Below are 22,942 nucleotides of genomic sequence, written 5' to 3'. Positions count from 1 at the left end.
TCAACTTGGCGGACTTGGCGGGATGGCTGGGCTTGAGCGGCGACAACGCTCGGAACAGTATTTGACATGGTCCCAATCACGCTCCCATTTTTTGCGCCAGGCAAAAGGCTTGCCGCAAACGGGGCAGATTTTGCTGGGCAGTTCGGACTTTTTGCGCATTTTCAGGGTAGGCGGACTCAATCAAAACCCAAACTGAGTTGCGCACTGGCCTCGACGGTTGTGGACCGGCGCTGTTGACTAGCCGAGCGACTGTCACGCGGCTTGCGCGAGGCGTGCTTTTCCACGATCGCCGCCTTAGCCGCGCGCACCTCGGGCATGCGGCGCAAGCCGTGCAGCCGGTCTTTGGCGGCGCGGGTGGCGGCCTCCAGATCAACCAGCGGTAGCGGCCAGGCATCGCTGGCACCCGCAGGCGCATCGGCACAGACGCGCACGCCGCAGGCGATCTGCACCTTCACCGACATGCGCCAGGGCTCGAATAACCAGGTATCGGGCACGCGGCGCAGGGCCGGGCACCAGCGGCGCACAAACAGGCCTTTGGGGTCATGGTCTTGCGCCTGCTTGATGGGGTTGTAAACGCGCGTGGTATTGATGCCGGTGGTGCCGCTCTGCATTTGCATCTGGCTCCAGTGGATTCCGGGCTCATAGTCCAGAAACTGGCGCGCCAGCCACTGGCCCACTTCACGCCAGTGCAGCCACAGCGGGTAAGCGGCCACCGAGACCAGCATGGCGCGCATACGAAAATTCAGCCAGCCGGTCTGGCGCAACATGGCCACGCAGGCATCGACCATCGGCCAGCCAGTGCGCCCGGCTTGCAGGGCCTCGAAATGCGCCGGGTTCCAGTCGGGTTCGCGCAGGTTGTCGTAACCCCGATGCACATTGCGCCACTCCAGCTCGGGTTCGGATTCCAACTTCTGGATAAAGTGACAGTGCCAATGCAATCGGCTCAAAAAGGCCTCCAGCCCCTTCGCGGCATAGGCTGAGGCGGAGTGCTCTTTCAGATGCAGCAATTTGGCATCGGTGGCTTGCACCACCTCGCGCAGGCTCAAACACCCAAACGTCAGGTAGGGCGACAGGCGCGAGCAGGCGCTGGGTGCCGACAGGGGGGACGAGATGCCGCCCCGGTAGTGGCGGCAGCGGTCGTTCAAAAAATCATCCAGCACCGCCAGCCCGGCGCCGCGCCCGCCGCGCTGGCGCTCGGGTGGGTCAAAAGCATCCAGCCCCAGCGCTTGCGCGCTGGGCACTGGCTGCGCCGGCCAAGGGCTGGGCTGAAACGGCAATGCGCCGGGCTCGGGGCAGGGCCATTGCGGTGCCTGGGTGTGTGCCGCCCAGTGGCGTTGCCAGTGGTTGCGGCTTTTCAGGCGGCGCACCACGCCAAATTGCGGGAGCTCCCGCCACGCCACGCCTTGCGCGCGGCACCAGCGCGCCACCGCCTTATCGCGCTCAAAGGTGATGGCGTTGCCGGTTTCTTCGTGGGAATACATCCTGGCGAAGGGGCTGAGTGCGTGCAACTGCGTCAATACCTCGGTCACCTCGCCGCCGCGCACATGCAGGCGGCCACCCAGGTTTTTGAGCGCATGAGCCAACTCGCGGAGGCTCTCCAGAATGAATTCATAGTGCTGGCGCGCGCCATCCGGCTGCGCCCAGACGCTGGGTTCGATCACATAAAGGCACAGCACCGGGCCCTGTGTGGCGGCCTCAACCAGTGCCGCATGGTCATGCAGCCGCAAATCGCGCTTGAACCAGACCAGGCTGTAAGTCATGGCAGTCAGTGCGATGGCGTCCCGGCGGATACCTGCCGCGCCGGTACCGGTTTTGCCGGCACTCCCCGCAGCGACCCCAGTGACCGCTGGCTATCGAAGGCATCAGCCAGGAGCCAGGTGAGTTCATGCATCCCGCCGAGGACCGGTCGCCGCGGCTCCAAACCGGGCTGAAAACCCAGCGCCCGGAAGCGCTCCACCAGCTCCGACCGGGAGGTGATGATATGCACCGGGACATCCCAGGGGCCATCGGGACCGGTAACGCTGCTCGCGGGCTGATGATCACCGACCAGGATCATCAGGTAATCGCGGGGGCTGGGCTGTTCGAGATAGCCGGCGAGCCAGGCATAGGTGTACTCGATCGTCCGCAGGTATTCCGGGAGCAGATTCATCCAGTCGCCGACCTGGTAGGCAAGCGCCCGCTCGACATCCTCGCTCTCGAAGGGTTGCGCGGAGAGGAGGCGGGACCAGTCCGGCTGATAGGGTGGCACCTGCCGAAAGGGAAAGTGGCTGGTGATGGTCGGGAAAAACAGCAGCCGCGGCGGGGTGTCGGGCCCAATCGGGTGCAACTCGTCGAGGCGGGCCATCGAGTATTGGTCGGGGATGAACCAAGGCCCGAACTCGGGACCCTGATAGCCCAGGCCCGGACCGTCCAGGAACTCGTCGAAGCCGTAGTAGACCCGCTCGGGCCAGTCCCAACTGAGGGCGGGATAGAAACCATAGGTCCGGTAGCCGTGGCGCTCGAACAGGCCGAGCAGGGTCGGACGGTCGCTGGTGAGGAGCAGGTCGTGCCGCCGGGGGTCGCTCAGGTCGATGCCCGAGAGCAGGCTGAGGTGCGCCAGGTCCGACGCACCACCAAAAGTGGGTGACCGGACGAAGGCCGAGACCTCCTGCCGCCCAGTCGCGGCGATGGTCCGCGCGAGGGTGTCGCGCGCGGCGGCGAGGCGCCGGCGGGACTCGGGATGGTCGAAGGCGATGGCGCCGTAGGACTCGAGGACCAGCAGCTTGACATCCAGGCCCCGCAGCACCGCCAGATCCGAGTCAAAGGGGGGTGACGGCGGCAGGGCGCTGGCAAGACGACCGGGGAGGAAGGCGGAGAGCAGCAGTTCCGCCTGGCGGGCGTAGGTCGGCGTCACCGGCTCGGACACCAGCGCCCGGGTCCCCGGCACGCCGACCGCGTAGGCCGCGACCAGGACTACCGCGCCGGCGGTGGCGACCAGGGCCGGGGTTGACCGCAGCGCCACGGGCGCGGCCCGGCGCGCCAGGATCCCAATCAGCGCGCGCAATAGCCGGTAGAGACCCCACAGGACCAGCACCACGCCGCTGGCGACGAGGAGCTGCTGCCACCCGGCCAACGGCTGGCCGATCACCGACAAGAATCGCGGCAACTGCGGGACATCCCAATAGAGGTTGATCGCCCTCCCGAAGAGGACGGGCGCGGTGACGTCGAGGTAACGCCCGATCACCAGGAAGGTGCAGACGATAGCCAGGCTGGTGACGAGCCACTTGGGGACCGCCCCGAGCGCCCGGATCGCGACCAGCAGCAGGAGCCACAAGGCCACGAACTCCGGCGCCAGGCGCGGCTCGAGCCGGATAGCGGGCGTCCCCGACCCATTCTCGAACCCGAGCATCGCGTTCAGCAGGAGCAGTGCGGCGATGGGCGCCAACCCTTTCAGGATGGGCATGTGGATTCTCCCGGGCTCAGCCCTGCTCGCCGCTGCCACCGAGCGCATCGGGTTGCGCGCGACCGCGTCCCGGCGACCCGAGGGGGGCCGGTTTGACCCGACCCCAGCCAATGTAGCCCGTCCCAAACAGCACCGATTCGAGCGCGAACCCCTCGAGGTAGGGCTCCAGCAGGCTCCAGGGCCGGCCCAGCCCTTCAAAGGTGGTCATGTAGGGCCTTGCCTGCGCGAGCACCACGAGGTTTAGGGGTGCCAGCCACCAGGGGGCGAGCTTCATGCCGGCGACGGCCACCCGCGCGCCAGGGCGAGCGGCCGCGAAGATGCGCGCCAGGGCCGGGGGCGAGCGCAGTACGTCGTGAGTGAAGTTGAAAAGAACCGCGTCCAGAGGTCCGGGAATCTCGGCGGTCTCCATGGCCGACTCCCGCAGGTCAACATTACGCCAACCCTCGCGCGCGCAGCGTTCCCTGGCCAGGGCCAGCATGTCGGGGCTGAGCTCGACACCGACGATACGGCCGGTCGCACCCACGCCCTCTTGCAGCAGGGGAAAGCTGAGACCCGTGCCACAGGCCACGTCGATCACGGTCTCGCCCGGTTGTAAGGCGAGCTTAGCCAGGGTGCGCCGCCGCAGCCCCAGGGTGCGCTGCGCCGAGGCGTCGTAGCCGGGGGCGTGAAGACGGTAACGCGCGATGGCGAGTTTGGGATCAGGCACGGGCATCGATCACGATCGGCGACTCGGCCGCGCTGCGTGGGTCGATCCGCCCGATGATGGCGGCGGCCGCATAACCGAGCGACCTGAGCTCGGCCACGCAGGCCGCCCCCCGCTGGGCAGGCACGCCCGCCAGCAGTCCACCCGCCGTCTGGGGGTCGAACAGCAGGGGAAAGCGCGGATGCCCCGCCATCTGCTCCAGATCGCGGACCGCACGGCGCAGACGCAGGTTTTGCGGCTGCAACGAGGACAGAATGCCCGCGGCAACCGTCTCGATCGCACCCTCGAGCAGGGGCACCGCCGCGATCCGCAGGGTCGCATCGACGCCCGATGCCCGGGTCATCTCCAGCAGGTGCCCAAGCAGCCCGAAGCCGGTGACGTCCGTGCAGGCGGCAGCCTCGTGCCGGCGCAGACACTGGGCCGCGGCCAGGTTCGAGTGGACCATGGAGGCGATGGCGGAATCGATCCAGCGCCCCTTGGCGCACCGCCGCATGTCGGCGGCGAACAGGGTGCCGGTGCCGATCGGCTTGGTCAGAATCAGCACATCGCCGGGGCGCAGGCCCCCCTTGGTCATGACTCCGACCAGCTTCTCGTCCACCAGGCCATTGATGGCGAACCCCAGCGCCAGTTCCCGCCCCTCCCCGGTATGGCCGCCAACCAGCGCACAGCCTACTTCGTTGAGCACCGACACGGCACCCGACATCATCTGGAACAGGGTGTCCTCGACTTGCCTTTCCAGCCCCGGCGGCAAGGTCGCAATGGCCGTCGCCGTCTGCGCCACCGCCCCCATGGCAAATACGTCGCCCAGCGCATGGTTGGCCGCTATCCGGCCGAAAACCCAGGGATCGTCGATGAAGGCACGGAAGAAATCGACCGTCTGCACGCTCGCCATGCCTGCCGGGACGCGCACCACGGCGGCATCGTCCGGGGCATGCAGGCCGATCAGCACATCCTCGCGCTCCACCGGATGCACCTGGGCCAGGGCGCGCGACAGCACGCTGGCGCCGACTTTCGCACCGCAACCGCCGCAGCGCATGGCGATGGCTGAGATAGCCTGGTCCTGCTCCTCGGCATCGAGCGCTAGCCTTTCGGGAGGCCGGGTGAGCGGCGTGGAGGGCATGACCAACTGGGTGAACTTGCGCATGAAACGCCGGTCGATCCAGTCCTTCCAGCGCCAGAGCAGATCACCTCGCGCATAGAAATCGCCACGTGAAGCGATGGCGTGCCGGTCGCCGGTACTGATCAGCGCCAGCCAGCGCTGCTGCGGGCGGTAGTGGATCAGGGCGCGGCCAAGCAGGATTCGCCGCAAATTCTCGGCCAGCGGCCTGGCCATGCGGACAGCGAAGACGCCAGCCTTTTCCAGCGAGTGGTCAATCATGGCGGCGCAATCACCCGCCGCGAAAATGACGGGATCCGTTTCGGTCTGCAAGGTATCCCGCACGCGGATGAAGCCCTTTTCGTCCAGAGCCAGGCCGGTATCAACCAGCCAGCCCGCCCCGCCGGCCTGCGTCACCCAGATGATTTCATCGGCCGCCAGCACCCCGCCCGAGTCGGTTTGCAAGCGCCCGGCCGATACCTGCATCACCTTGGCACCGCGATGCACCACAACCCCCCGTGCCGCCAGCACGCGATCGAAGGCATCACGGACCCGCGCATTGTGGGTGCTCAGGATCTGGGGATCAGCCGAAAAGAGATGAAAGTGAAGTTCATCCGGATCATGGCCGAGCGCCACCCATTCGCGACGCAAACGGTACTGCATGGCCAGGGTGAGTTCGACGCCGCCGGCTCCCGCCCCCACCAGGGCAATAGTCATCGTCCCTGGGTGCTGGCAAACACGTTCGAGCAGGGCCAGCCAGCGTTCATTGAAGCGCCGGATCGGCTTGACCGGCACGGCATATTCGCCGGCCCCGGCCACCTGGGCCAACTGCGGCGTCGAACCGATATTGATCGAGAGGGCATCGTAAGGGACCGGCGGGCGATTGCGACACAGCACCCGGCGCGATGCGCGATCGATGCCGATCACCTCGTCCTTGTAGTAGCGCGCGCCGGCAAACGACGCCAGCCGGCGCAGGTCGATATGCACCTCGTCGAAGAGGTAATGACCGGCGATGTAACCGGGCAGCATGCCCGAATAAGGGGTATCGGTATCCGTGCAGATCACCGTAAGGCGCACGCCCGGCAAGGGCTTCATGGCAAACATGTGGAGCACGCCGACGTGACTGTGCCCCCCGCCAATCAGGACAATATCCCTCACTACCGGCTCGGTGACTGCTTGCATCTAGGCCTTTTCCAGAAGTTCATGAACCAGCCGCCGGAGCGCGGCGCGCTCGGTGGCTGGGTCGAAAAGCGGCGCCCGTGCGCGACACTGTGCCGCCAATGTCGGCATCAGCTCTCCCGAACGGCAGCGCAGGATCAGTTCAGCCAGTGCCGGTGCATCGCCCCAGGGGAAGTAGCCCGCGTAATACGCCCCCAGCATCCCGACATTACCGGCAACCGCCGAGGCCAGCACGGGCGTACCGCTGGTCACCGCCTCCATGATGACATGGGCACCCCCCTCGATACGGCTGGTATGCACCAGCAGACTCGCCCGCTGGATACGCCGGCGAACCGCCTCATGGGCCAAGCCACCCAGCCAGCGGTAGTTGGGCACGGCCAGCATGGTTGCCCTTGCCGCTGCGGCGAGGGCCGGATCAAGCCCCGCACCGATATGATCAATCGCCACATCGGGCCGCTTCGCCAGCAGGCGCGCCGCGGCGAACAAGGCCTCCGGGGACTTTTCTTCGCGCAGATGACCGACCATCAGCAGGCGCAAGCGGCGGGATGACTTGGCAAGGATCTGACGTGCCGTGGTCGACTGGAAAATGACGCGAGTTTTGGCGCGGCATTCGACGGGTAAGGAGGCCGGGGCGCACTCCTGAAGGACCACAAGCTGCCCCGCCATCGCCAGCGAACGCCGTGCCGAGGCATCGGTCTGGATGTCCCGGTAAAGATCGGTCCCGGTCAGCACGACGGCCAGGCCGCCCAGCGACCGCGCCGCATGCCAGGCGGCGACGGCATCGGCCGAACGCCGCGCATGCAGGGCGATCATCACCCGGTCATCCGCCGCCGCTTCATCGGGCCAGTGAGTGACGATGCGCGTCCGGAACTCCGCCGCCAGATGGGCTTGCCAGCGGCGCGCGGTCCGCCAGTTGCCGTTGTTTGCATCGCGCAAGGCCGGGCTGACAATGACAACTTGCGGCATACTTCCCCTATTACACACCTACGGAAGCCTCGCCATGAACACTGCCGAAGCCATAGCGGCCCGTACCAGCAGCCGCACCCTGCTTGCCGAAGCCCTGCGCGACGGTCATCAGCGCACCCTCGGCCTGCTGGCCGCCTACGCCGACAGCCTTGGAGAGGACCTGGTGGTCCCCTATTCGACCCAGCTCAATCCACCCTGCTGGGAAGTCGGGCATATCGCCTGGTTCCAGGACTACTGGATCACCCGCAACCAGCAGCGCACCCGGGGTGTTCAAGCCGACCCCGATCATCACCGGCCCGCCGGCCGCCTGCAAGAAGCGGACGCCTGGTACAACTCCAGCCATGTCGCCCACCCAAGTCGCTGGACGCTGCCACTGCCCGACCTGGGGACAACCCGCGCCTATCTTGAAGCGGTGCTGGACGACACCCTGGCCTTGCTGGCCAACACACCGGAAACCGACGAGGACCTGTATTTCTACCGTCTCGCGCTGTTCCATGAGGACATGCACGGCGAAGCGGCCATCTACATGGCCCAGGCCTTGAGCATTCCCCTGTCGGAAACCCTCATTGCCCCGCCCGCCGCCCTGCCGCCACTGACTAGCCTGAAGATTCCCGGGAACAACGGCAAGCTGGGTTACCCGGGCAGCGGCTTTGCGTTTGACAATGAATTGGGCCTCCACGGCGTCGAGCTGGCCGCCTTTGAAATCGACAGTTGCGTGGTCAGTTGGGAACGCTACCTCCCCTTCCTGGAAGCGACGGGCACGGCACCGCCCCGCTACCTGCGTAAGCAGGGTTCCGAATGGCAAGGGCTGGTTGCGGGCAACTGGCAGACCTTGCCCCTCGATACCCCGGCGACCCATTTGACGTGGTTCGAAGCCGAGGCCTGGTGCCGTTGGGCTGGCCGGCGATTGCCAACGGAAGCCGAATGGGAATTTTCCGCCAGCAGTCAGCCGGATTTTGCCTGGGGCGAGGTCTGGGAGTGGACGTCCAGTCCCTTTCTGCCTTATCCCGGCTTTGTTGCCCACCCTTACCGGGACTATTCCGTCCCCTGGTTCGGTGACCGACGGGTATTGCGGGGCGCCAGCCGTGCCACCTCGCCGCGCATGGTGCATCCACGCTACCGGAACTTCTTCACGCCGGAACGCAACGATATTCACAGCGGGTTTCGGAGCTGCGCGACCTAGATCCATGGTCATGAAAATGCCCGAAAAACAGCGAACCAGCCGTTTTCATCCGTCCATGACTCCACACGATGAAAACCGGCGGCCTGGAGCAGGTCGGCGAAATCCTCCGAGCGCCACTTGTAGGAATTTTCGGTATGAATACGCTCACCGGCGACAAAGGCTCGCTCGCCGTCGGCCCAATGGACTACCGTTGCCCTTACCGCCTCCAGATGCATTTCGATACGCGACGCTCGCGCATTGAAAAAAGCGACATGACGCCAGTCATCGATCACAAAATCGGTTCCGACCAAGGCATTGAGATGGCGGAGCAGGTTGCGGTTGAAAGCCGCGGTAACGCCTAGCGGGTCGTCATAGGCCTGCTCGAGAATGTCGATCGGCTTAACCAGATCGACACCGATCAGCAAGGCGCCGCCGGCGCTGGCCAGGTGAACCTGTTGCAGAAAGGCCAGTGCCTCAGCCGGAGTGAAATTGCCGATACTCGACCCGGGATAAAACATCGTCCTCGGCCCCTCGCCAACCTCGGCCGGCAATGTCAGAGTCCGCGAGAAATCGAGGCCGATCCCCAGCATGTCCATCGTCGGATGCTTGCGCTGCAGGCTCTCCAGCGAATCACGCAGGTAACTGGCCGAAATATCGACAGCAACATAGCGTTGCACCTGCAATGCCGCAAAGAGGCTAGCCGCCTTCTCGCAATTTCCTGCCCCAAGGTCAACCAGCGTCGTGACCGGCGCCAGTTCCGCAGCCATCTCGCCGATGAAGCGGAGAAAAATCCTCGCCTCGGTGCGGGTCGGGTAGTACTCCGGCAATTCGGTAATGGCCGAAAAGAGACGCGAACCCAGGGCATCGTAAAAATACTTGGGCGAGACTGCCGCGGGCGACGCCGAAAAACCGGCAAAAATCGCGGCCCGGGTGGCGGCGGGATCTTCCCGTGCGAACTGCAGCAGGCTGGGCGCTTTCAATTGGCTAGGCTCCGAGCGGCCTTAGCCTTGGCAACGTCAGAAAAGAAAAGGGTGAGCGAGAAATCATCGGGAAGTTTCCATGGAAAAATCGGGCGTTGGATAGCCGGCCGGCATAGGGGTTTCCGCCGGCTGCCACGCATAAGGTGCCGGCCAACCGAGCAGCTCACTGGCTGCCAGGCACCGCTCCCGCAGATCGCGTGCATCCCGGCCGCCAAGATGCAGGATGCCGTAACGATAGCTGCCCAGCCACTTGAAATCACGAGCAATCTGCCCGGGTGACTTGGCAAAACGGAACAGCAGCGCATCCGGAAATCGTTCGGCCAGGGCCGCCCGTTGGGCGGCGCCCGGCATAGCGGGGCGTTCCGCCGGATCAAAACAGCGATAGACAAAGCTGGCCGCGGCACCGGCCGCAGGCTCGGCCCGGGGCAGCAGGGCCGGGTCGCGACCGAAGGCCAGTTCCAGACTGAAACGGTGCAGATCGACTCCGTCAACTCGCAAATACAGATCGGAAAATTGCGCCGCCATGCGTGGGTTGAATTCGATCACCGTCAATTTTTGCGTTACCGGATCATGGAAGAACTCCATGTTGAACAGACCATGCGTAAAACCCACGGCAGACAAAAAGCGTCGCGCCACGTCGAGCGCCTGATCGCGCCCTGGCTCGCTCAACTGGCAGGGATAATCGAAACGCATGAAGGCCTGCGTTCCTGGATACATCACCGATTCAACAAATCCCAATAGCCGCGGCTCTCCGGCAAAAACATAGCCGTCCAGGTTGTACTGCAAGGCATTGACGGGCTGTTCCAGCAACATCCGGTGCGCGCTCCCCGCTTCCGGCAAGCGCGCCTTGACCACCCGCTCGAAAGGCTCGACCAGATGGCGGATAACCCAGAGCTCCCAGAAGCCAAAGCGGGTCAGTGCCACCAACTCATCACGGTCGTGCACGACACGGGCGAGCACCGAGAACGCTGCCTTGACCGGTTTGACGAAGCGGGGATAACGCAGATGGGCCGGTACCGGATCGCCATACCCCGATTCAAGGGTGGCAAACGGGGTATTGGCCTCCGGCGCCACCTGTTCGAGAACCCGCCGGGCGTGCAACTTGTGCTGACAGGCGAGCACCGCCGCGACCGGCGTACCCGGCCAGCCCATCCGCTCAGCCAGCAGGGCGGCGGCCAACGCGCCAAACTGCTCGTGATTCGAGGTTACCGCGCACCATCCCTTGCGCGCCGCGCGACCAGCAAGGCGATCAACAAAGCGCTGCAAGTCGAAGGTAACGAGATGGGCATTGCTGGGAAAACTGAACAGGTCGAAGCCTTCGGAATCCAGAGAAAATTCCGACGACCAGCGGCCATAGCCGACTTGATCCCAATCGTAGTTGAAGAGCACCAAACCGCGCGCAGCACTCATAGGGAGCATCCGGCCGCCGGCAAAGGGGTGGGGATAGGAAGTCCAACCGCACGGCGGCTGGGCTCGGGGAATCTAGCATCGAAGGAAGGTGCTCTGCAAGGGCACAGTGCGAGCCGACGGGTGCGAGCCGACGGGGTCCGGCGGGGAGCAAACCACCGGTTGGGAGGGCGGCGGGGAGCGGCCGCTTGGCGCCCCGGCAGCGTCTGGCGCCAGTGCCGAGGCTTGCCGGAACTGGACTGCGGCTCACTTGGTCCAACGGATAAACATATTTTGACGGTTGTAAGGAATCTCGGGGCTGGCCAGACCAAGCACCACCCGCCATAACCACAGGGATACCGTCGCCGGCTCCGCCGGAGAAACAACAGGAGAGCAACATGAACCGTCGCAACTGGATTTCACGGGTTTCGGGGCTTTTGGCCTTGTCCTGGCTGCCCATTCTGCCGTTTGGCTCGGCCAGCGCCGCCCGCACTTTCCCCTTGAACAAGAGCAAACGGGAGTGGAAGGGATTGCTGCCGGCTGACGCCTACCAGGTGCTGTTTGAAGAGGGTACTGAAGCTGCCGGCAGCAGTGCGTTGAACGCGGAAAAGCGCACCGGCACCTTCGTCTGCGCCGCCTGCAATCTGCCGCTGTTCGACAGCGCCCACAAGTACGAAAGCGGCACCGGCTGGCCGAGCTTCTGGCAACCGCTGGCAGACGCGGTCGGCACCTCGACGGACTTCAAACTGGTATTCCCACGCACCGAGTATCACTGTTCGCGCTGCGGCGGGCATCAGGGCCACGTGTTCAACGACGGCCCGCAACCCACCGGAAAACGTTACTGCAACAACGGGGTCGCCTTGAGGTTCATCTTGAAAGGTGAACAGCTTCCGGCGCTGCGGACATGAAGACGCTGATAAAGGTGGCGGCGCTCGCCACAGCCTTGGTGCCCGCCGCGTTTGCCGAGACACCCGCCACGCCCACCATCGTGCCTGCCGGCGGCGCCACGGCGATTTTCGCCGGCGGCTGCTTCTGGTGCATCGAAAAAGACTTTGAAAAACTCCCCGGCGTGATCGAGGTGGAGTCGGGCTACACCGCAGGCCGCACGAGTAATCCGAGCTACGAGCAGGTCAGCGCGGGCGGCACCGGGCATACCGAGGCGGTGCGGGTGATTTACGACCCGCAAAAAGTCAGCTACCCGCAACTGGTGGATTACTTCTGGCGTCACATCGACCCCACGGTCAAGGATCGCCAGTTCTGCGACGTCGGCACCCAGTATCGCAGTGGCATCTACTGGCAGAACGACGCCGAGCGCAAGGCCGCCGAGGCCAGCCGCGACGCGCTGCTAAAGAGCGGTAAATTCAAGACCATCCATACCGAGCTGGCAGCGGCCACAACGTTCTGGCTGGCCGAGACCTACCATCAGGACTACTCCAAGAAGAACCCGATCCGCTACAACTACTACCGCAAGTCCTGCGGCCGGGACGCGCGAGTGGAGGAAATCTGGGGCGGCAAGTGATCCGCACATGACCCGCCAGCGCCTGCTTCTGCTAGCGCAACCTGATCGTCATCGGCGGCGCCCGCGCGGGGCTGGTCACCGCCCACATCGCCGCCGCGGTGAAAGCCAAGGTCACGCTGATCGAGAAGCACAAGCTTGGCGGCGATTGAGTCACCTACCAGTTCACCCACACCGCCTAGCGCCCCGAAAGGCCCCGGTGGGTATGCACGGCCATGATGAGCCCGAAGCCGGCCAGAATGGTCACCATGGAGGTGCCGCCGTAACTCACCAGCGGCAGGGGTACGCCTACGACCGGCAGCAGGCCGGACACCATGCCGGTGTTGACGAAGAGATAGACGAAAAAGACCAGGGTCAGACCACCCGCCAGCAGGCGCCCAAAGGCATCCTGGGACTGGCTGGCGATGTAGAGCCCCCGGAAGAGGATAAAGAGATAGATACCCAGCAGCGCCAGGACGCCAAAGAGGCCCAGTTCCTCGCCCAGGACGGCGAAGATGAAGTCGGTGGAGCGTTCGGGCAGGAATTCCAGATGGGACTGGGTGCCCAGGCCCCAGCCCTTGCCATAGACCCCGCCGGAGCCGATGGCGATTTTGGACTGGATGATGTGGTAGCCCGTGCCCAGGGGATCGCTTTCCGGGTCGAAAAGGGTCAGCACCCGATTTTTCTGATAGTCCAGCATCTGGCTCCAGAGCAGGGGGGCCAGGGCGGCGGCGATGGCCACCAGTAGGGCGATGAGCCGCCAGGACAAGCCCGCCAGAAAGAGAACGAAGGCCCCGGCGCTGCCCACCAGCAGGGCCGTGCCCAGGTCCGGCTGGCGGGCGATAAGCACCGCCGGCACCGCGGTCAGGATGGCCGCCACCAGGGTACGCCAGCCCCCAGGCGGCAGGGGCCGAAGCGCCAGAAACCAGGCCAGCATCAGCGGCACCCCCAGCTTGAGCAGTTCCGAAGGCTGAAAGCGCAGCAGTCCCAGGTCCAGCCAACGCTGGGCGCCCTTGCCGATCTCGCCGACCGCCAGCACCGCCACCAGCATGAGCACGCCAACCATGTAGAGGGGGACCGCCAGGCGCCGCCAGAGCCGGGGGGGGATCTGGGCGACGAGGATCATGACCCCAAAGGCGAGCCCCAGGCGCAGCAGTTGGGCCTCCAGCCGTTTCGGGTCCTGGTCGATGGCGCTGAAGAGCACCAGCAGGCCATAGCCCGCCGCCAGTAGCAGGGCAAAGACCAAGGGCAGATCCAGGTGCAGCCGCTGGGAGAGGGTCGCTTGCCCGGCCAGGGGCACTCGGTCCAGACTCGCGTCGACAGGCTCAATCGCCATCCTCGGCCTCCTCCTCGGACTCGGCGCCCAGATCCGCCGGGGGGTCCTTGCCCAGCAGATAGCTATCCATCACGGCCCGGGCGATAGGCGCGGCCACCGAGCCCCCATGACCGCCATTCTCCACCAGGACCGCCACGGCGATGCGCGGGTCATCCACCGGGGCAAAGGCCACGAAGAGGGCATGGTCACGCTTGCGCGCGGCGACCTGCTTTTCCTTATAGGTCTCCTTCTGGCCGACGGTAAAGACCTGGGCCGTACCGGTCTTGCCGGCAATACGATAGGCGGGGCTCCGGATGCGCCGGGCCGTACCCCGGGGACTCTCCACGACCTGGGTCATCGCCTGGATAATATCCTCCACATGATCGGGGTCCAGCCCGAGATCGCGCCGGGGGGCCTGAATCGGTGCGAGCTGCCCTTGACCCGCGTCCAGCGCCTTCGCCACGCGCGGTTCGAGATAACGGCCGCCATTGGCGATGGCGGCGGTGGCCGCCGCCAACTGCAAAGGCGTGGCCAGAAAGGCCCCCTGACCGATGCCGACAATCAGGGTCTCGCCCGGATACCAGGCCTGATGGCGCACCCGACGCTTCCACTCCTTCGAGGGCATCAGGCCACCAAGCTCCCCCGCCAGATCGACGCCCGTCTTGCGGCCGAAGTGGAATTTGCCCAGGAAGTCACCCAACCGGTCGATGCCCAGATGATGGGCCAGGTCGTAGAAATAGACATCGCAGGACTCCACGATGGCCCGACGCATGTCCACAGAGCCATGACCGCCCTTGCGCCAATCGCGATAGCGGTGGGATTGACCGGGCAACTGAAAGGCCCCGCTACAATGCTTGACCTTGCCGGTGGTGATGACGCCCGTCTCTAGCCCACCGAGGGCGATGAAGGGCTTGATGGTCGAACCCGGCGGGTACTGGCCGCGCAGGGCACGGTCGAAGAGGGGGACGTCGATGTCGTCGCGCAGGGCCGCATATTCCTTGGCGCCGATCCCTTCGACAAAGGGATTGGGGTCGAAACCGGGGTTGCTGACCATCGCCAGAACCCCCCCCGTCCGGGGATCGATGGCCACCACGGCACCGCGCTTGCCGGCCATGGCCGCCGCCGCGTTGCGTTGCAGGCGAATATCCAGATGCAGCCGCAAATCCTTGCCCGGTGTCGGCGGCTCGCTCTCCAGGGTGCGCAGGACCCGGCCCTTGGCGTTGACCTCCACCTGGCGATAGCCGACGCGCCCGTGCAGCACCTCCTCGTAGGACTTCTCCAGCCCGTTCTTGCCGATGAAGTCCGTGCCCCTGTAATTGGCGGCGTCGATGCGCTTGACCTCTTCCTCGTCGATGCGCGCCACGTAGCCCAGGACGTGGGCCGTATAGATGCCCATGGGGTAGGTCCGCAACAGATCGGTGCGGATATCGACCGCCGGGAAACGATAGCCCTCCAGGGAGACGCGGGCAATCTCCTCCTCTGTCAGGTGCAGGCGCAAGGGCACCGCCGTATAAGGCGAGCCCTGACGACGTAACCGTTCAAAGCGCCGGATGTCCGCCTCGTCGAGGCGGATCAGCTTGGACAGCTCCCCGAGGAGCCCGTCCATATCCTTCGCCTTGTCTGGCGTGACGGTGAGGGTAAAGGAGGGCTCGTTGGCCGCCAAGAGGACGCCCTGGGTGTCGTAGATGAGACCCCGCACCGGCGGAAGGGGCTCCAGCCGCACCCGGTTGTCCTGGGACAGGGTCGAAAAATGCTGGTGGCTGTCAATTTGCAGGTGCGCCACCCGCGCCACCACCAGGGACAGGAGCAGGGTCGCCAGGATGGCCGCGACCCAGGCGCGGCGCGCGAACAGCCGCCGCTCGCCATCCGCCGCGTGGAACCAGGAGCCGGCCACGGCGTGCTCAGCCCATCCCGTAACCGCGCCGACCACCGCGGGTCAGGAGCGGGATCCAGGGCCAGATGAGGAGCCCCATCAGGGTGGATAGCCAGTAAGGCAGGCCAGGGGTCGGTTGACCCAGGGCGCCCATGACCCAGAGCGATACCAACCGCTCCGCCAGCAGGAGCAGCCAGACCGCCAGGGCCTGTTGAAACGGCGGATAGAGGCCGAGGCGTTGCTGGAGGCTCACCATGATCCAGGCCATCACCGCCAGGCTCAGGGCATGCTGGCCCAGGACGGTGCCAATACTGACATCCAGCAGCAGCCCCATAGCCCAGCCCCAGAAGACTCCAACCCGCTCGGGGGTGGCCAGGATCCAGTACAGCAGGGTCAGGGCGACCCAGGGCGGTCTCAGCTCGCTGGCCCATTCGGGCAGCGGCAGGAGGGTCAGCAGCAGTGCCACCCCCAGGCTCGGGATGAGGAGCCAGCGGCGGGGGGAGAAGTCGATCATGGCGCCTTCCCCTGGGAAAGGGCGGCGGGGATAGCCTGTTCGGCCCCCTCTCCCCGGCCCTCCCCTGCGCGGGGGGAGGGAGCAAACTCCTGGTTGCCAGCCTCGGGCAGGGTCCATACCAGCAGCACCTCATGGCCACTATCGAGGTGGGCATTGGGGGTGGCCGTCACCCGCGCGAAGGGCTGGCCCGATTCACGCATGATCTCGCTCACCCGCGCCACGGGATAACCGGCCGGAAAGCGGCCACCGAGGCCGGAGGTGACCAGGAGGTCTCCCTCCTCCAGGTCGGCGTCGTGAGGGACATAGGACAGGTCGAGCTGGTTGACCAGGCCGGTGCCCGTGGCCACGGCGCGCAGGCCGTTACGATTGACCCGCACTGGCAAGCCATGGGCCGCGTCGGTGATGAGGAGAACGGTGGCCGTGGTGGGCCCCACCCAGATGACCTGCCCCATGACGGCGTTGGAGTCCAGCACCGGCTGGCCAACGAAGACCCCCGAGGCGCTGCCCTTGTTGATCAGCACCTGCTGGCGATAGGGATCCAGGTCCACGGAGAGCATCTCGGCGATCAGGACCCGCTCGCCGACGCGGAAGGAGGAGCCCAGCAGATCGTGCAGACGGCGGTTCTCCGCCTCCAGGGACTCCAGGCGTTGCAGCCGGCCCTTGAGGCTCAGATTCTCCGCCTTCAGAACCTCGTTATCCTGGCGCAGGGAGGGCTCGCTGGCGAACAGCCCCTTGAGGGTCGCGACCACCCCGACGGGCATACTGGCGAGATAGTGCAGGGGCGAGACCAGCAGGGACAGGGTGGAGCGCAGCGGCTCCAGCAGGTGCTGGCGCTGGTCGGCCACCATGAGGCCAATGGACAGAAGGACCGCGATCACCACCCGGTAGGTGGGCGAGGCCCGCGCAGGAAGAGGGGTTTGATGGGCGACAACCTCGTTCAGGGACCCCAGGGGCGACGGCCAAGCCAGCGCGCCCCGGGGCTGGTCCGGTGGGGTGCCAGGCCCAACCCCGGCGCCCCGGCTAACGGGGCCCGGGTCGCCGGGATCGAGGCCCGCACCCCCGCCACCGGGACTACTCGGTCACGAAGAGATCCGTGCCGTGCTCGTCGATCATCTCCAGGGCACGGCCACCTCCTCGGGCAACGCAGGTCAGGGGGTCGTCCGCCACCAGCACCGGCAGCCCGGTCTCGTCCGCCAGCAGGCGGTCGATATCCCGCAGCAGGGCGCCACCGCCGGTGAGGACGATACCCCGGTCGGCCACGTCCGCGCCCAGTTCCGGCGGGGTCTGTTCCAGGGCGATCTTGACCGCCCGGGTGATACCGGCCAGGGGCTCTTCCAGGGCCTCCAGGATCTCGTTGCTGTTGAGCTTGAAGGCCCGGGGAATGCCTTCCGACACGTTGCGGCCCTTGACCTCGATCTCCCGTACCTCGCTGCCGGGGTAGGCGGAACCGATGGCGTGCTTGATGCGCTCCGCCGTGGCCTCGCCGATCAGGGTGCCGTAATTGCGTCGCACATAGTTGATGATGGCCTCGTCGAAGCGGTCGCCCCCAATGCGCACGGAGTTGGAGTAAACCACCCCGTTCAGGGACAGCACCGCCACCTCCGAGGTGCCGCCGCCGATATCGACGACCATGGAGCCCCGCGCCTCTTCCACGGGCAGCCCGGCGCCAATGGCCGCCGCCATGGGCTCCTCGATCAGGAAGACCTCCCGCGCCCCGGCCCCGGCCGCTGATTCCCTGATGGCGCGGCGCTCCACCTGGGTCGAGCCGCAGGGGACGCAGACCAGCACCCGCGGGCTGGGCCGCATGAAGCGCGACTCATGCACCTTGTGGATGAAGTACTGGAGCATCTTCTCGGTGACGGTGAAGTCGGCGATGACACCGTCCTTCATGGGCCTGATGGCGGTGATGTTCTGGGGTGTGCGCCCGACCATCCGCTTGGCCTCCTCGCCCACCGCTACCACGGTTTTGGGTCCACCGGCCTGATCCTGACGGATGGCTACCACCGAGGGCTCGTTAAGGACGATGCCCTGGCCGCGGACATAGATGAGCGTGTTGGCCGTCCCGAGGTCGATCGAAAGATCGTTCGAGAACATCCCTCGAAAACGTCGAAAAAACATCGAGCTTTTTACCTTGGGAATAAAAGGGGAGGAAAGACGCGATCCCGCTAAGCCAGCATCCGGCGGGGACCAAACCGCTCCGTGGCAGCGCCCGAGCTTGGCTAATCTAACAATGCCATCGCCTCCGGGCAAGGCGGATCGCGCGGAAGAGGACGGCCGAGGCCCGGCTATGGTATTTTTCTCGCATAACTCACGCAAGCTGGAGCCCGCCCATGACCCTCAACCGATCCGATGTGGAAAAGATCGCCCATCTGGCGCGCATTCAGATCTCCGAGGCGGAAAAGGACAAATATGTTCATGACCTCAATGGGATTCTCGCCCTTGCCGAGGAGATGAACGCCGTGGACACCCAGGGTATCAGCCCCATGGCCCACCCCTTGCACATGGTCCAGCGGCTGCGCCCCGACCAGGCCACGGAGCCGGACCGGCGCGAACTCTGTCAGGGCATAGCGCCCGCCGTCAATAACGGTCTCTATCTGGTGCCCAAGGTCATTGAATAATGGGGTCCGCCACCCCCCTTGCTTACCCCGTTTCACTCTCTCCGCCCCAGGACAAGCCCTCATGCATAAGATGACCATCGCCGAACTGGATCGCGGGCTGCGCCAGGGCGCCTTCACCAGCGTGGAACTGACCCGCCACTTTCTGGCGCGCATCGAGCGACTCAATCCACGCCTGAACGCCTACATCACGGTCGCCGCCGATCGGGCCCTGGAGGCGGCGGAGCGGGCGGATTCCCAGCGGCGCAGCGGCGAGGTCGGGCCCCTGGCCGGTATTCCCATCGCCCACAAGGACATCTTCTGCACCTATGGCCTCAAGACCAGTTGCGGCTCGCGGATGCTGGACAGCTTCGTGGCGCCCTACAGCGCCACGGTGGTGGAGCGGCTGGAACAGGCCGGGGTGGTGATGCTGGGCAAGACCAACATGGACGAATTTGCCATGGGTTCGTCCAATGAGACGAGCTGGTACGGCCCGGTCAAAAACCCCTGGGATGAGACGCGGGTACCGGGCGGTTCCTCGGGCGGATCGGCGGCGGCGGTGGCGGCCTATCTGTGCGCTGCGGCGACGGGCACGGACACCGGCGGATCCATCCGCCAGCCGGCGGCCCTCTGCGGCCTGACCGGGCTCAAGCCGACCTACGGGCGCGTCTCCCGCTGGGGCATGATCGCCTTCGCCTCCAGCCTGGACCAGGCCGGCCCCATGACCCGCACCGCCGAGGATGCGGCCCTGCTGCTCCAGGCCATGGCGGGCTTCGATCCCCGTGACTCCACCAGTTCCCAGGAACCGGTGCCGGACTATCGCGCCGGGCTGGGCCAGGATCTGGCGGGCCTGCGCATCGGCCTGCCCAAGGAATACTTCGGCGCTGGGCTGGACGCGGGGGTGGCCGCCAGCGTGGAGGCCGCCATCGCCGAGTACCGCCGCCTGGGCGCCCAGATCCGCGAGATCAGCTTGCCCAACAGCCCCTTATCGGTGCCGACCTACTATGTGGTGGCGCCGGCGGAATGTTCCTCCAATCTGGCTCGCTTTGATGGGGTGCGCTACGGTCATCGCTGCCAGGAGCCCCGAGATCTGCTCGACCTCTACCAGCGCAGCCGCGCCGAGGGCTTTGGGGCCGAGGTCAAGCGGCGCATCATGATCGGCACCTACGTTCTATCCGCCGGCTACTACGACGCCTATTACCTCAAGGCGCAAAAGCTGCGACACCTCATCAGCGACGATTTCCGCCGCGCCTTCGAGGAGGTGGATGTCATCCTGGGCCCCACCAGCCCCACCACTGCCTTCCCGCTGGGTGACAAGGGGGACGACCCGGTGGCCATGTACCTCAACGATATCTACACCATCGCCACCAACCTGGCGGGCCTGCCGGGCCTATCCCTGCCGGTGGCCCAGTCTGGCGGCCTGCCGGTGGGCCTACAGCTTATCGCCGACTATTTCCAGGAGGGTCGGCTGCTCAACGTCGCCCACAGGCTGCAAGCGGTCACGGACTGGCACCGGGCCTCGCCGCCTAGCTTCGAATAGACCGGGCGGGCCAAGCGTCAGGGCCAAGACGGCAACCGAGGGAGGACAAGCTTCATGCGCGGTCTCTGGCTGGAGGATCGGCAACCGCGCTTGCGGGAGGACCTGCCGGTACCGGTGCCGGGTCCGGGGGAGGCCCTGGTGCGGGTGCGCCTGGCCGGCATTTGCGCCACGGACCTGGAACTGAGGCAGGGCTATTACCCCTTCACCGGCATCCCCGGCCACGAGTTCGTCGGCGAGATCGCCGCCGCGCCGGACCAGCCCGGACGCCGAGGGGAACGGGTCGTTGGCGAAATCAACCTCCCCTGCGGCCACTGCGACCCCTGCCGGGCCGGGCGGGGTCATCACTGCGCCCGGCGCCGGGTGCTCGGCATCAAGGACCATGATGGCGCCTTTGCCGAATACCTGGTCCTGCCCCTCGCTAACCTGCACGCCGTCCCCGACACCCTCCCGGACGAGGCCGCCGTCTTCTGCGAACCCCTGGCGGCGGCCCTGCGCATCCCGGAGCAAAGGCCCATCCGCGCCGGTGAACGCATCCTGGTCGTGGGCGCCGGACGTCTGGGGCAACTCATCGCCCTGAGCCTGGCGGGTGGGCCGGGCGAACTTCAGGTGGTGGCACGCCACCCCAGGCAGCGGGCCCTGCTGGAGGCCGCCGGCATCGCCTGGATCGGCGAAGACCGGGTGGACGAGAGCTACTGGGATCTGGTCATCGAGGCCAGCGGCACGCCGGCCGGCTTTGAGCTGGCCCGCCACGCCCTGCGCGCCGCGGGCACCCTTATTCTCAAGAGCACCTACGCCCACCGGGCGGAGATCAATCTGTCCCGGCTGGTGGTGGACGAGATCACCCTCATCGGCTCCCGCTGCGGGCCCTTCACCACCGCCCTGGAGCGGCTGCGGCAAGGCCTGGACCCGCGACCCCTGATCGAGGGGCGCTACCCTCTCGCCGCGGCCGTCGCGGCCTTCGCGCAGGCGGCACAGCCGGGGACCCTGAAAATCCTCCTCGACTGTAGCCCGGGGTGCCGTCCGTCTCATCCTCCGCACAACCCGACCCCGGAGAAGCAAAATGGAACTGCATGAAACCCACCAGGGCCCCGTGCTCATCATCGCCCCGCAAGGGCGCCTGGACAGCGGTAGCGCCCCCGCTTTCGAGAAACAGCTCATGGAGCGACTGGCTGGCTGCACCCATCTGGTGCTGGATTTCGGCGCCCTGGATTTCCTCTCCAGCGCCGGGCTGCGCGTGCTGCTCAAGGCCGTCAAGCAGATCGACAAGGACGAGGGCCGCCTGATCCTCTGCCAGGTCAACCCGCCCATCCACGAGGTCCTGGAGATCAGCGGCTTCCTTGGCCTGCTGGAGGTCGTCGACACCCGCGCTAAAGCCCTGGAGGCCATGCCGTCATGAATGCCCGAAACGCCCTTCTCTATGTCTCGGCCCCGGTGAATGCCCTGGTCGAGGGCCTCTACCGCCAGGACACCACCATCGCCGACATCCTGGCCCGCGGCGACTTCGGCCTCGGCACCTTCAACGACCTGGATGGCGAGATGGTGGTCATCGACAGCGTGGTCTATCAGCTACGCTCCGACGGCAACGCCTACGCCGTGCCGGACGAAACCCGCACCCCCTTCGCCTGCGTCACCTTCTTCCGCCCCTACAGCGAGGAGGAGATTGATCAGCCGCTGGACTACCCGGGCCTGCTCGCCCTCCTCGACCGCCTGCTGCCATCCAAGAACATGCTCTACGCCCTCCGCCTGGACGGGCTTTTTGATTATGTGCGCACCCGCTCCGTGCCGCGCCAGGACGCCTACCGGCCCCTGGTGGAGGTGGCGCGGGAACAGCCCGAATTCGAATTCGAGCATATCGAGGGCACCCTGGTCGGCTACTGGACACCCAACTTCATGCAGTCCGTCGCCGTACCCGGCTATCACCTGCACTTCCTGACCGTGGACAAGCGACATGGCGGCCATCTGCTGGAATGCCGGCCACGCCACATCCGCATCAGCCTGCAGCACATCGCCCGCCTGGAACTGGGTTTGCCCCTGACCCTGGACTACCTTACGGCGGACCTGGGACGGGATACTTCCCAGGATCTGCGCGAAGCCGAGCACTGAGCCCGCCCGGGAGGGGTGGAACCCAGCCAGTGGGTTAAAGCGGAATTTGCCTGATGGCGTCGGGTGGCGGCACCTGGGATGCGGGACGCCCGACTGCCCGGGTATTTCCCCAAAGCCCCTCTCCGACATCCCCGTCACCGGGTTGCCGCGAACTTGATCCAGGTCAGGCTTCTTTGTAAACTAAAAATATGTTTATCCTGATTGGGTACCCCAGCAATGCCGCCTACTGAAAACGACACCGATCTGCGCTCGCTCAACGCCCAGATCGCCGAACTACAGGCCCAGTACGAAGAAATTTTTAAAGCGGAAAAAGCCCCAGTTATCCAAGAGATCAATGACCTAATCAAAAAATATAAAATCAGGCCCTACGAACTCAATTTCATCAATAGCGTCAACGGCGGACGTAGAGGTAAATATGTCTTACCCCTCATCAGGGATAACATCCCCCGACTTTACCGGAGCCGGCAAGGAAAGGTTTGGAATGGGATAGGACGGAGACCCGAGTGGGTGCAGAAGATGCTGGAGCGCGGCGGAAACCTGGAAGACTACCGGGTAAAGCTGTAATTTTTCCGACAATTTTCCTGATGGAGTGGC

The 22,942-nt window shown here is 65.6% G+C and carries 21 protein-coding genes and 1 pseudogene; 9 read left to right on the top strand and 13 right to left on the bottom strand.

What is annotated here, in order from left to right; all coding sequences use genetic code 11:
* From IPN92_12435 to IPN92_12410, 6 genes are read right to left on the bottom strand one after another with little or no spacing between them, the layout of a single operon-like run.
* Positions 1-159: a DUF2256 domain-containing protein gene (locus IPN92_12435; protein MBK8639029.1), complete on the bottom strand. Its 159-nt coding sequence runs from the start codon at positions 157-159 to the stop codon at positions 1-3.
* Positions 160-176: 17 nt separating this feature from the next.
* Positions 177-1,760 carry a deoxyribodipyrimidine photo-lyase gene (locus tag IPN92_12430; protein ID MBK8639028.1) on the bottom strand — a complete coding sequence of 528 codons (1,584 nt, stop codon included), beginning with the start codon at positions 1,758-1,760 and terminating at the stop codon, positions 177-179.
* Between the two features lie 5 nt (positions 1,761-1,765).
* Positions 1,766-3,442 (bottom strand): sulfatase-like hydrolase/transferase, encoded by a 1,677-nt coding sequence (locus IPN92_12425; protein ID MBK8639027.1) that lies wholly within the window; start codon positions 3,440-3,442, stop codon positions 1,766-1,768.
* A 16-nt stretch (positions 3,443-3,458) separates the two neighbouring features.
* Positions 3,459-4,148 carry a methyltransferase domain-containing protein gene (locus tag IPN92_12420; protein ID MBK8639026.1) on the bottom strand — a complete coding sequence of 230 codons (690 nt, stop codon included), beginning with the start codon at positions 4,146-4,148 and terminating at the stop codon, positions 3,459-3,461.
* A complete protein-coding gene (selD, locus tag IPN92_12415; GenBank protein ID MBK8639025.1) occupies positions 4,141-6,423 on the bottom strand; it encodes a selenide, water dikinase SelD in 2,283 nt (760 codons plus the stop codon). The genes IPN92_12420 and selD overlap by 8 nt, the downstream gene beginning before the upstream one ends.
* Positions 6,424-7,386, bottom strand: coding sequence for a TIGR04348 family glycosyltransferase (locus IPN92_12410; GenBank protein ID MBK8639024.1), 963 nt, complete (start codon positions 7,384-7,386; stop codon positions 6,424-6,426).
* Positions 7,387-7,420: 34 nt separating this feature from the next.
* Here IPN92_12410 and IPN92_12405 point away from each other — a divergent pair, with 34 nt between their 5' ends.
* On the top strand, positions 7,421-8,569 hold the full coding sequence (locus IPN92_12405; GenBank protein MBK8639023.1) for an SUMF1/EgtB/PvdO family nonheme iron enzyme: 1,149 nt from the start codon (positions 7,421-7,423) through the stop codon (positions 8,567-8,569).
* A gap of 8 nt (positions 8,570-8,577) precedes the next feature.
* Here the strand turns inward: IPN92_12405 and egtD are convergent, their stop codons facing one another.
* Positions 8,578-9,528 carry an L-histidine N(alpha)-methyltransferase gene (egtD, locus tag IPN92_12400; GenBank protein ID MBK8639022.1) on the bottom strand — a complete coding sequence of 317 codons (951 nt, stop codon included), beginning with the start codon at positions 9,526-9,528 and terminating at the stop codon, positions 8,578-8,580.
* Positions 9,529-9,591: 63 nt separating this feature from the next.
* Positions 9,592-10,938 (bottom strand): ATP-grasp domain-containing protein, encoded by a 1,347-nt coding sequence (locus tag IPN92_12395; GenBank protein ID MBK8639021.1) that lies wholly within the window; start codon positions 10,936-10,938, stop codon positions 9,592-9,594.
* Positions 10,939-11,312: 374 nt separating this feature from the next.
* Between IPN92_12395 and msrB the strand changes: the two genes are divergently transcribed.
* On the top strand, positions 11,313-11,822 hold the full coding sequence (msrB, locus tag IPN92_12390) for a peptide-methionine (R)-S-oxide reductase MsrB (protein MBK8639020.1): 510 nt from the start codon (positions 11,313-11,315) through the stop codon (positions 11,820-11,822).
* Positions 11,819-12,433, top strand: coding sequence for a peptide-methionine (S)-S-oxide reductase MsrA (gene msrA / locus IPN92_12385; GenBank protein ID MBK8639019.1), 615 nt, complete (start codon positions 11,819-11,821; stop codon positions 12,431-12,433). The genes msrB and msrA overlap by 4 nt, the downstream gene beginning before the upstream one ends.
* Positions 12,434-12,608: 175 nt before the next feature.
* On the opposite strand, the gene rodA is transcribed toward msrA, so the two are convergent.
* The 5 genes and pseudogenes from rodA to IPN92_12360 form a co-directional block, all read right to left on the bottom strand.
* Positions 12,609-13,745: a rod shape-determining protein RodA gene (gene rodA, locus IPN92_12380; protein ID MBK8639018.1), complete on the bottom strand. Its 1,137-nt coding sequence runs from the start codon at positions 13,743-13,745 to the stop codon at positions 12,609-12,611.
* On the bottom strand, positions 13,735-15,618 hold the full coding sequence (mrdA, locus tag IPN92_12375) for a penicillin-binding protein 2 (protein MBK8639017.1): 1,884 nt from the start codon (positions 15,616-15,618) through the stop codon (positions 13,735-13,737). Before mrdA ends, rodA begins: the two co-directional genes overlap by 11 nt.
* Positions 15,619-15,625: 7 nt before the next feature.
* Complete coding sequence (gene mreD / locus IPN92_12370) at positions 15,626-16,111, bottom strand: rod shape-determining protein MreD (GenBank protein ID MBK8639016.1); 486 nt, start codon at positions 16,109-16,111, stop codon at positions 15,626-15,628.
* Positions 16,108-17,033, bottom strand: a pseudogene (gene mreC / locus IPN92_12365) (rod shape-determining protein MreC). The gene mreD and the pseudogene mreC overlap by 4 nt, the downstream one beginning before the upstream one ends.
* Positions 17,034-17,182: 149 nt before the next feature.
* Positions 17,183-18,229 (bottom strand): rod shape-determining protein, encoded by a 1,047-nt coding sequence (locus tag IPN92_12360; protein ID MBK8639015.1) that lies wholly within the window; start codon positions 18,227-18,229, stop codon positions 17,183-17,185.
* A gap of 212 nt (positions 18,230-18,441) precedes the next feature.
* Here IPN92_12360 and gatC point away from each other — a divergent pair, with 212 nt between their 5' ends.
* From gatC to IPN92_12330, 6 genes are all read left to right on the top strand, one after another.
* Positions 18,442-18,729, top strand: coding sequence for an Asp-tRNA(Asn)/Glu-tRNA(Gln) amidotransferase subunit GatC (gene gatC / locus IPN92_12355; protein MBK8639014.1), 288 nt, complete (start codon positions 18,442-18,444; stop codon positions 18,727-18,729).
* A 61-nt stretch (positions 18,730-18,790) separates the two neighbouring features.
* Positions 18,791-20,245: an Asp-tRNA(Asn)/Glu-tRNA(Gln) amidotransferase subunit GatA gene (gene gatA / locus IPN92_12350; GenBank protein MBK8639013.1), complete on the top strand. Its 1,455-nt coding sequence runs from the start codon at positions 18,791-18,793 to the stop codon at positions 20,243-20,245.
* Between the two features lie 54 nt (positions 20,246-20,299).
* A complete protein-coding gene (locus tag IPN92_12345; GenBank protein MBK8639012.1) occupies positions 20,300-21,319 on the top strand; it encodes an alcohol dehydrogenase catalytic domain-containing protein in 1,020 nt (339 codons plus the stop codon).
* Positions 21,306-21,641: an STAS domain-containing protein gene (locus IPN92_12340; protein MBK8639011.1), complete on the top strand. Its 336-nt coding sequence runs from the start codon at positions 21,306-21,308 to the stop codon at positions 21,639-21,641. The genes IPN92_12345 and IPN92_12340 overlap by 14 nt, the downstream gene beginning before the upstream one ends.
* Entirely contained in the window at positions 21,638-22,348 is a 711-nt protein-coding gene (budA, locus tag IPN92_12335) for an acetolactate decarboxylase (GenBank protein MBK8639010.1), read from the top strand. The genes IPN92_12340 and budA overlap by 4 nt, the downstream gene beginning before the upstream one ends.
* A gap of 216 nt (positions 22,349-22,564) precedes the next feature.
* The gene (locus IPN92_12330) at positions 22,565-22,912 is read left to right on the top strand and encodes an H-NS histone family protein (protein MBK8639009.1); all 348 of its coding nucleotides are present in this window, start codon (positions 22,565-22,567) and stop codon (positions 22,910-22,912) included.
* The last annotated feature ends 30 nt before the right edge of the window (positions 22,913-22,942 follow it).

The organism is Chromatiaceae bacterium, assembly GCA_016714645.1.
In the GTDB taxonomy this organism is placed as follows: Bacteria; Pseudomonadota; Gammaproteobacteria; order Chromatiales; family Chromatiaceae; genus M0108.
The sequence above is the reverse complement of the archived record's forward strand: the minus strand, read 5'-3'. Positions and strand labels throughout refer to the sequence as shown.

Excerpts from the sequence above, each read along its gene's own strand:
- budA (MBK8639010.1), top strand. The coding sequence starts at position 21,638 with ATGAATGCCCGAAACGCCCTTCTCTATGTCTCGGCCCCGGTGAATGCC.
- gatA (MBK8639013.1), top strand. The coding sequence starts at position 18,791 with ATGCATAAGATGACCATCGCCGAACTGGATCGCGGGCTGCGCCAGGGC.
- selD (MBK8639025.1), bottom strand. The coding sequence starts at position 6,423 with ATGCAAGCAGTCACCGAGCCGGTAGTGAGGGATATTGTCCTGATTGGC.
- IPN92_12345 (MBK8639012.1), top strand. The coding sequence starts at position 20,300 with ATGCGCGGTCTCTGGCTGGAGGATCGGCAACCGCGCTTGCGGGAGGAC.
- IPN92_12435 (MBK8639029.1), bottom strand. The coding sequence starts at position 159 with ATGCGCAAAAAGTCCGAACTGCCCAGCAAAATCTGCCCCGTTTGCGGC.
- IPN92_12395 (MBK8639021.1), bottom strand. The coding sequence starts at position 10,938 with ATGAGTGCTGCGCGCGGTTTGGTGCTCTTCAACTACGATTGGGATCAA.
- IPN92_12340 (MBK8639011.1), top strand. The coding sequence starts at position 21,306 with ATGGAACTGCATGAAACCCACCAGGGCCCCGTGCTCATCATCGCCCCG.
- mreD (MBK8639016.1), bottom strand. The coding sequence starts at position 16,111 with ATGATCGACTTCTCCCCCCGCCGCTGGCTCCTCATCCCGAGCCTGGGG.
- msrB (MBK8639020.1), top strand. The coding sequence starts at position 11,313 with ATGAACCGTCGCAACTGGATTTCACGGGTTTCGGGGCTTTTGGCCTTG.
- IPN92_12430 (MBK8639028.1), bottom strand. The coding sequence starts at position 1,760 with ATGACTTACAGCCTGGTCTGGTTCAAGCGCGATTTGCGGCTGCATGAC.
- IPN92_12425 (MBK8639027.1), bottom strand. The coding sequence starts at position 3,442 with ATGCCCATCCTGAAAGGGTTGGCGCCCATCGCCGCACTGCTCCTGCTG.
- IPN92_12410 (MBK8639024.1), bottom strand. The coding sequence starts at position 7,386 with ATGCCGCAAGTTGTCATTGTCAGCCCGGCCTTGCGCGATGCAAACAAC.
- gatC (MBK8639014.1), top strand. The coding sequence starts at position 18,442 with ATGACCCTCAACCGATCCGATGTGGAAAAGATCGCCCATCTGGCGCGC.
- msrA (MBK8639019.1), top strand. The coding sequence starts at position 11,819 with ATGAAGACGCTGATAAAGGTGGCGGCGCTCGCCACAGCCTTGGTGCCC.
- rodA (MBK8639018.1), bottom strand. The coding sequence starts at position 13,745 with ATGGCGATTGAGCCTGTCGACGCGAGTCTGGACCGAGTGCCCCTGGCC.
- IPN92_12360 (MBK8639015.1), bottom strand. The coding sequence starts at position 18,229 with ATGTTTTTTCGACGTTTTCGAGGGATGTTCTCGAACGATCTTTCGATC.
- IPN92_12405 (MBK8639023.1), top strand. The coding sequence starts at position 7,421 with ATGAACACTGCCGAAGCCATAGCGGCCCGTACCAGCAGCCGCACCCTG.
- IPN92_12330 (MBK8639009.1), top strand. The coding sequence starts at position 22,565 with ATGCCGCCTACTGAAAACGACACCGATCTGCGCTCGCTCAACGCCCAG.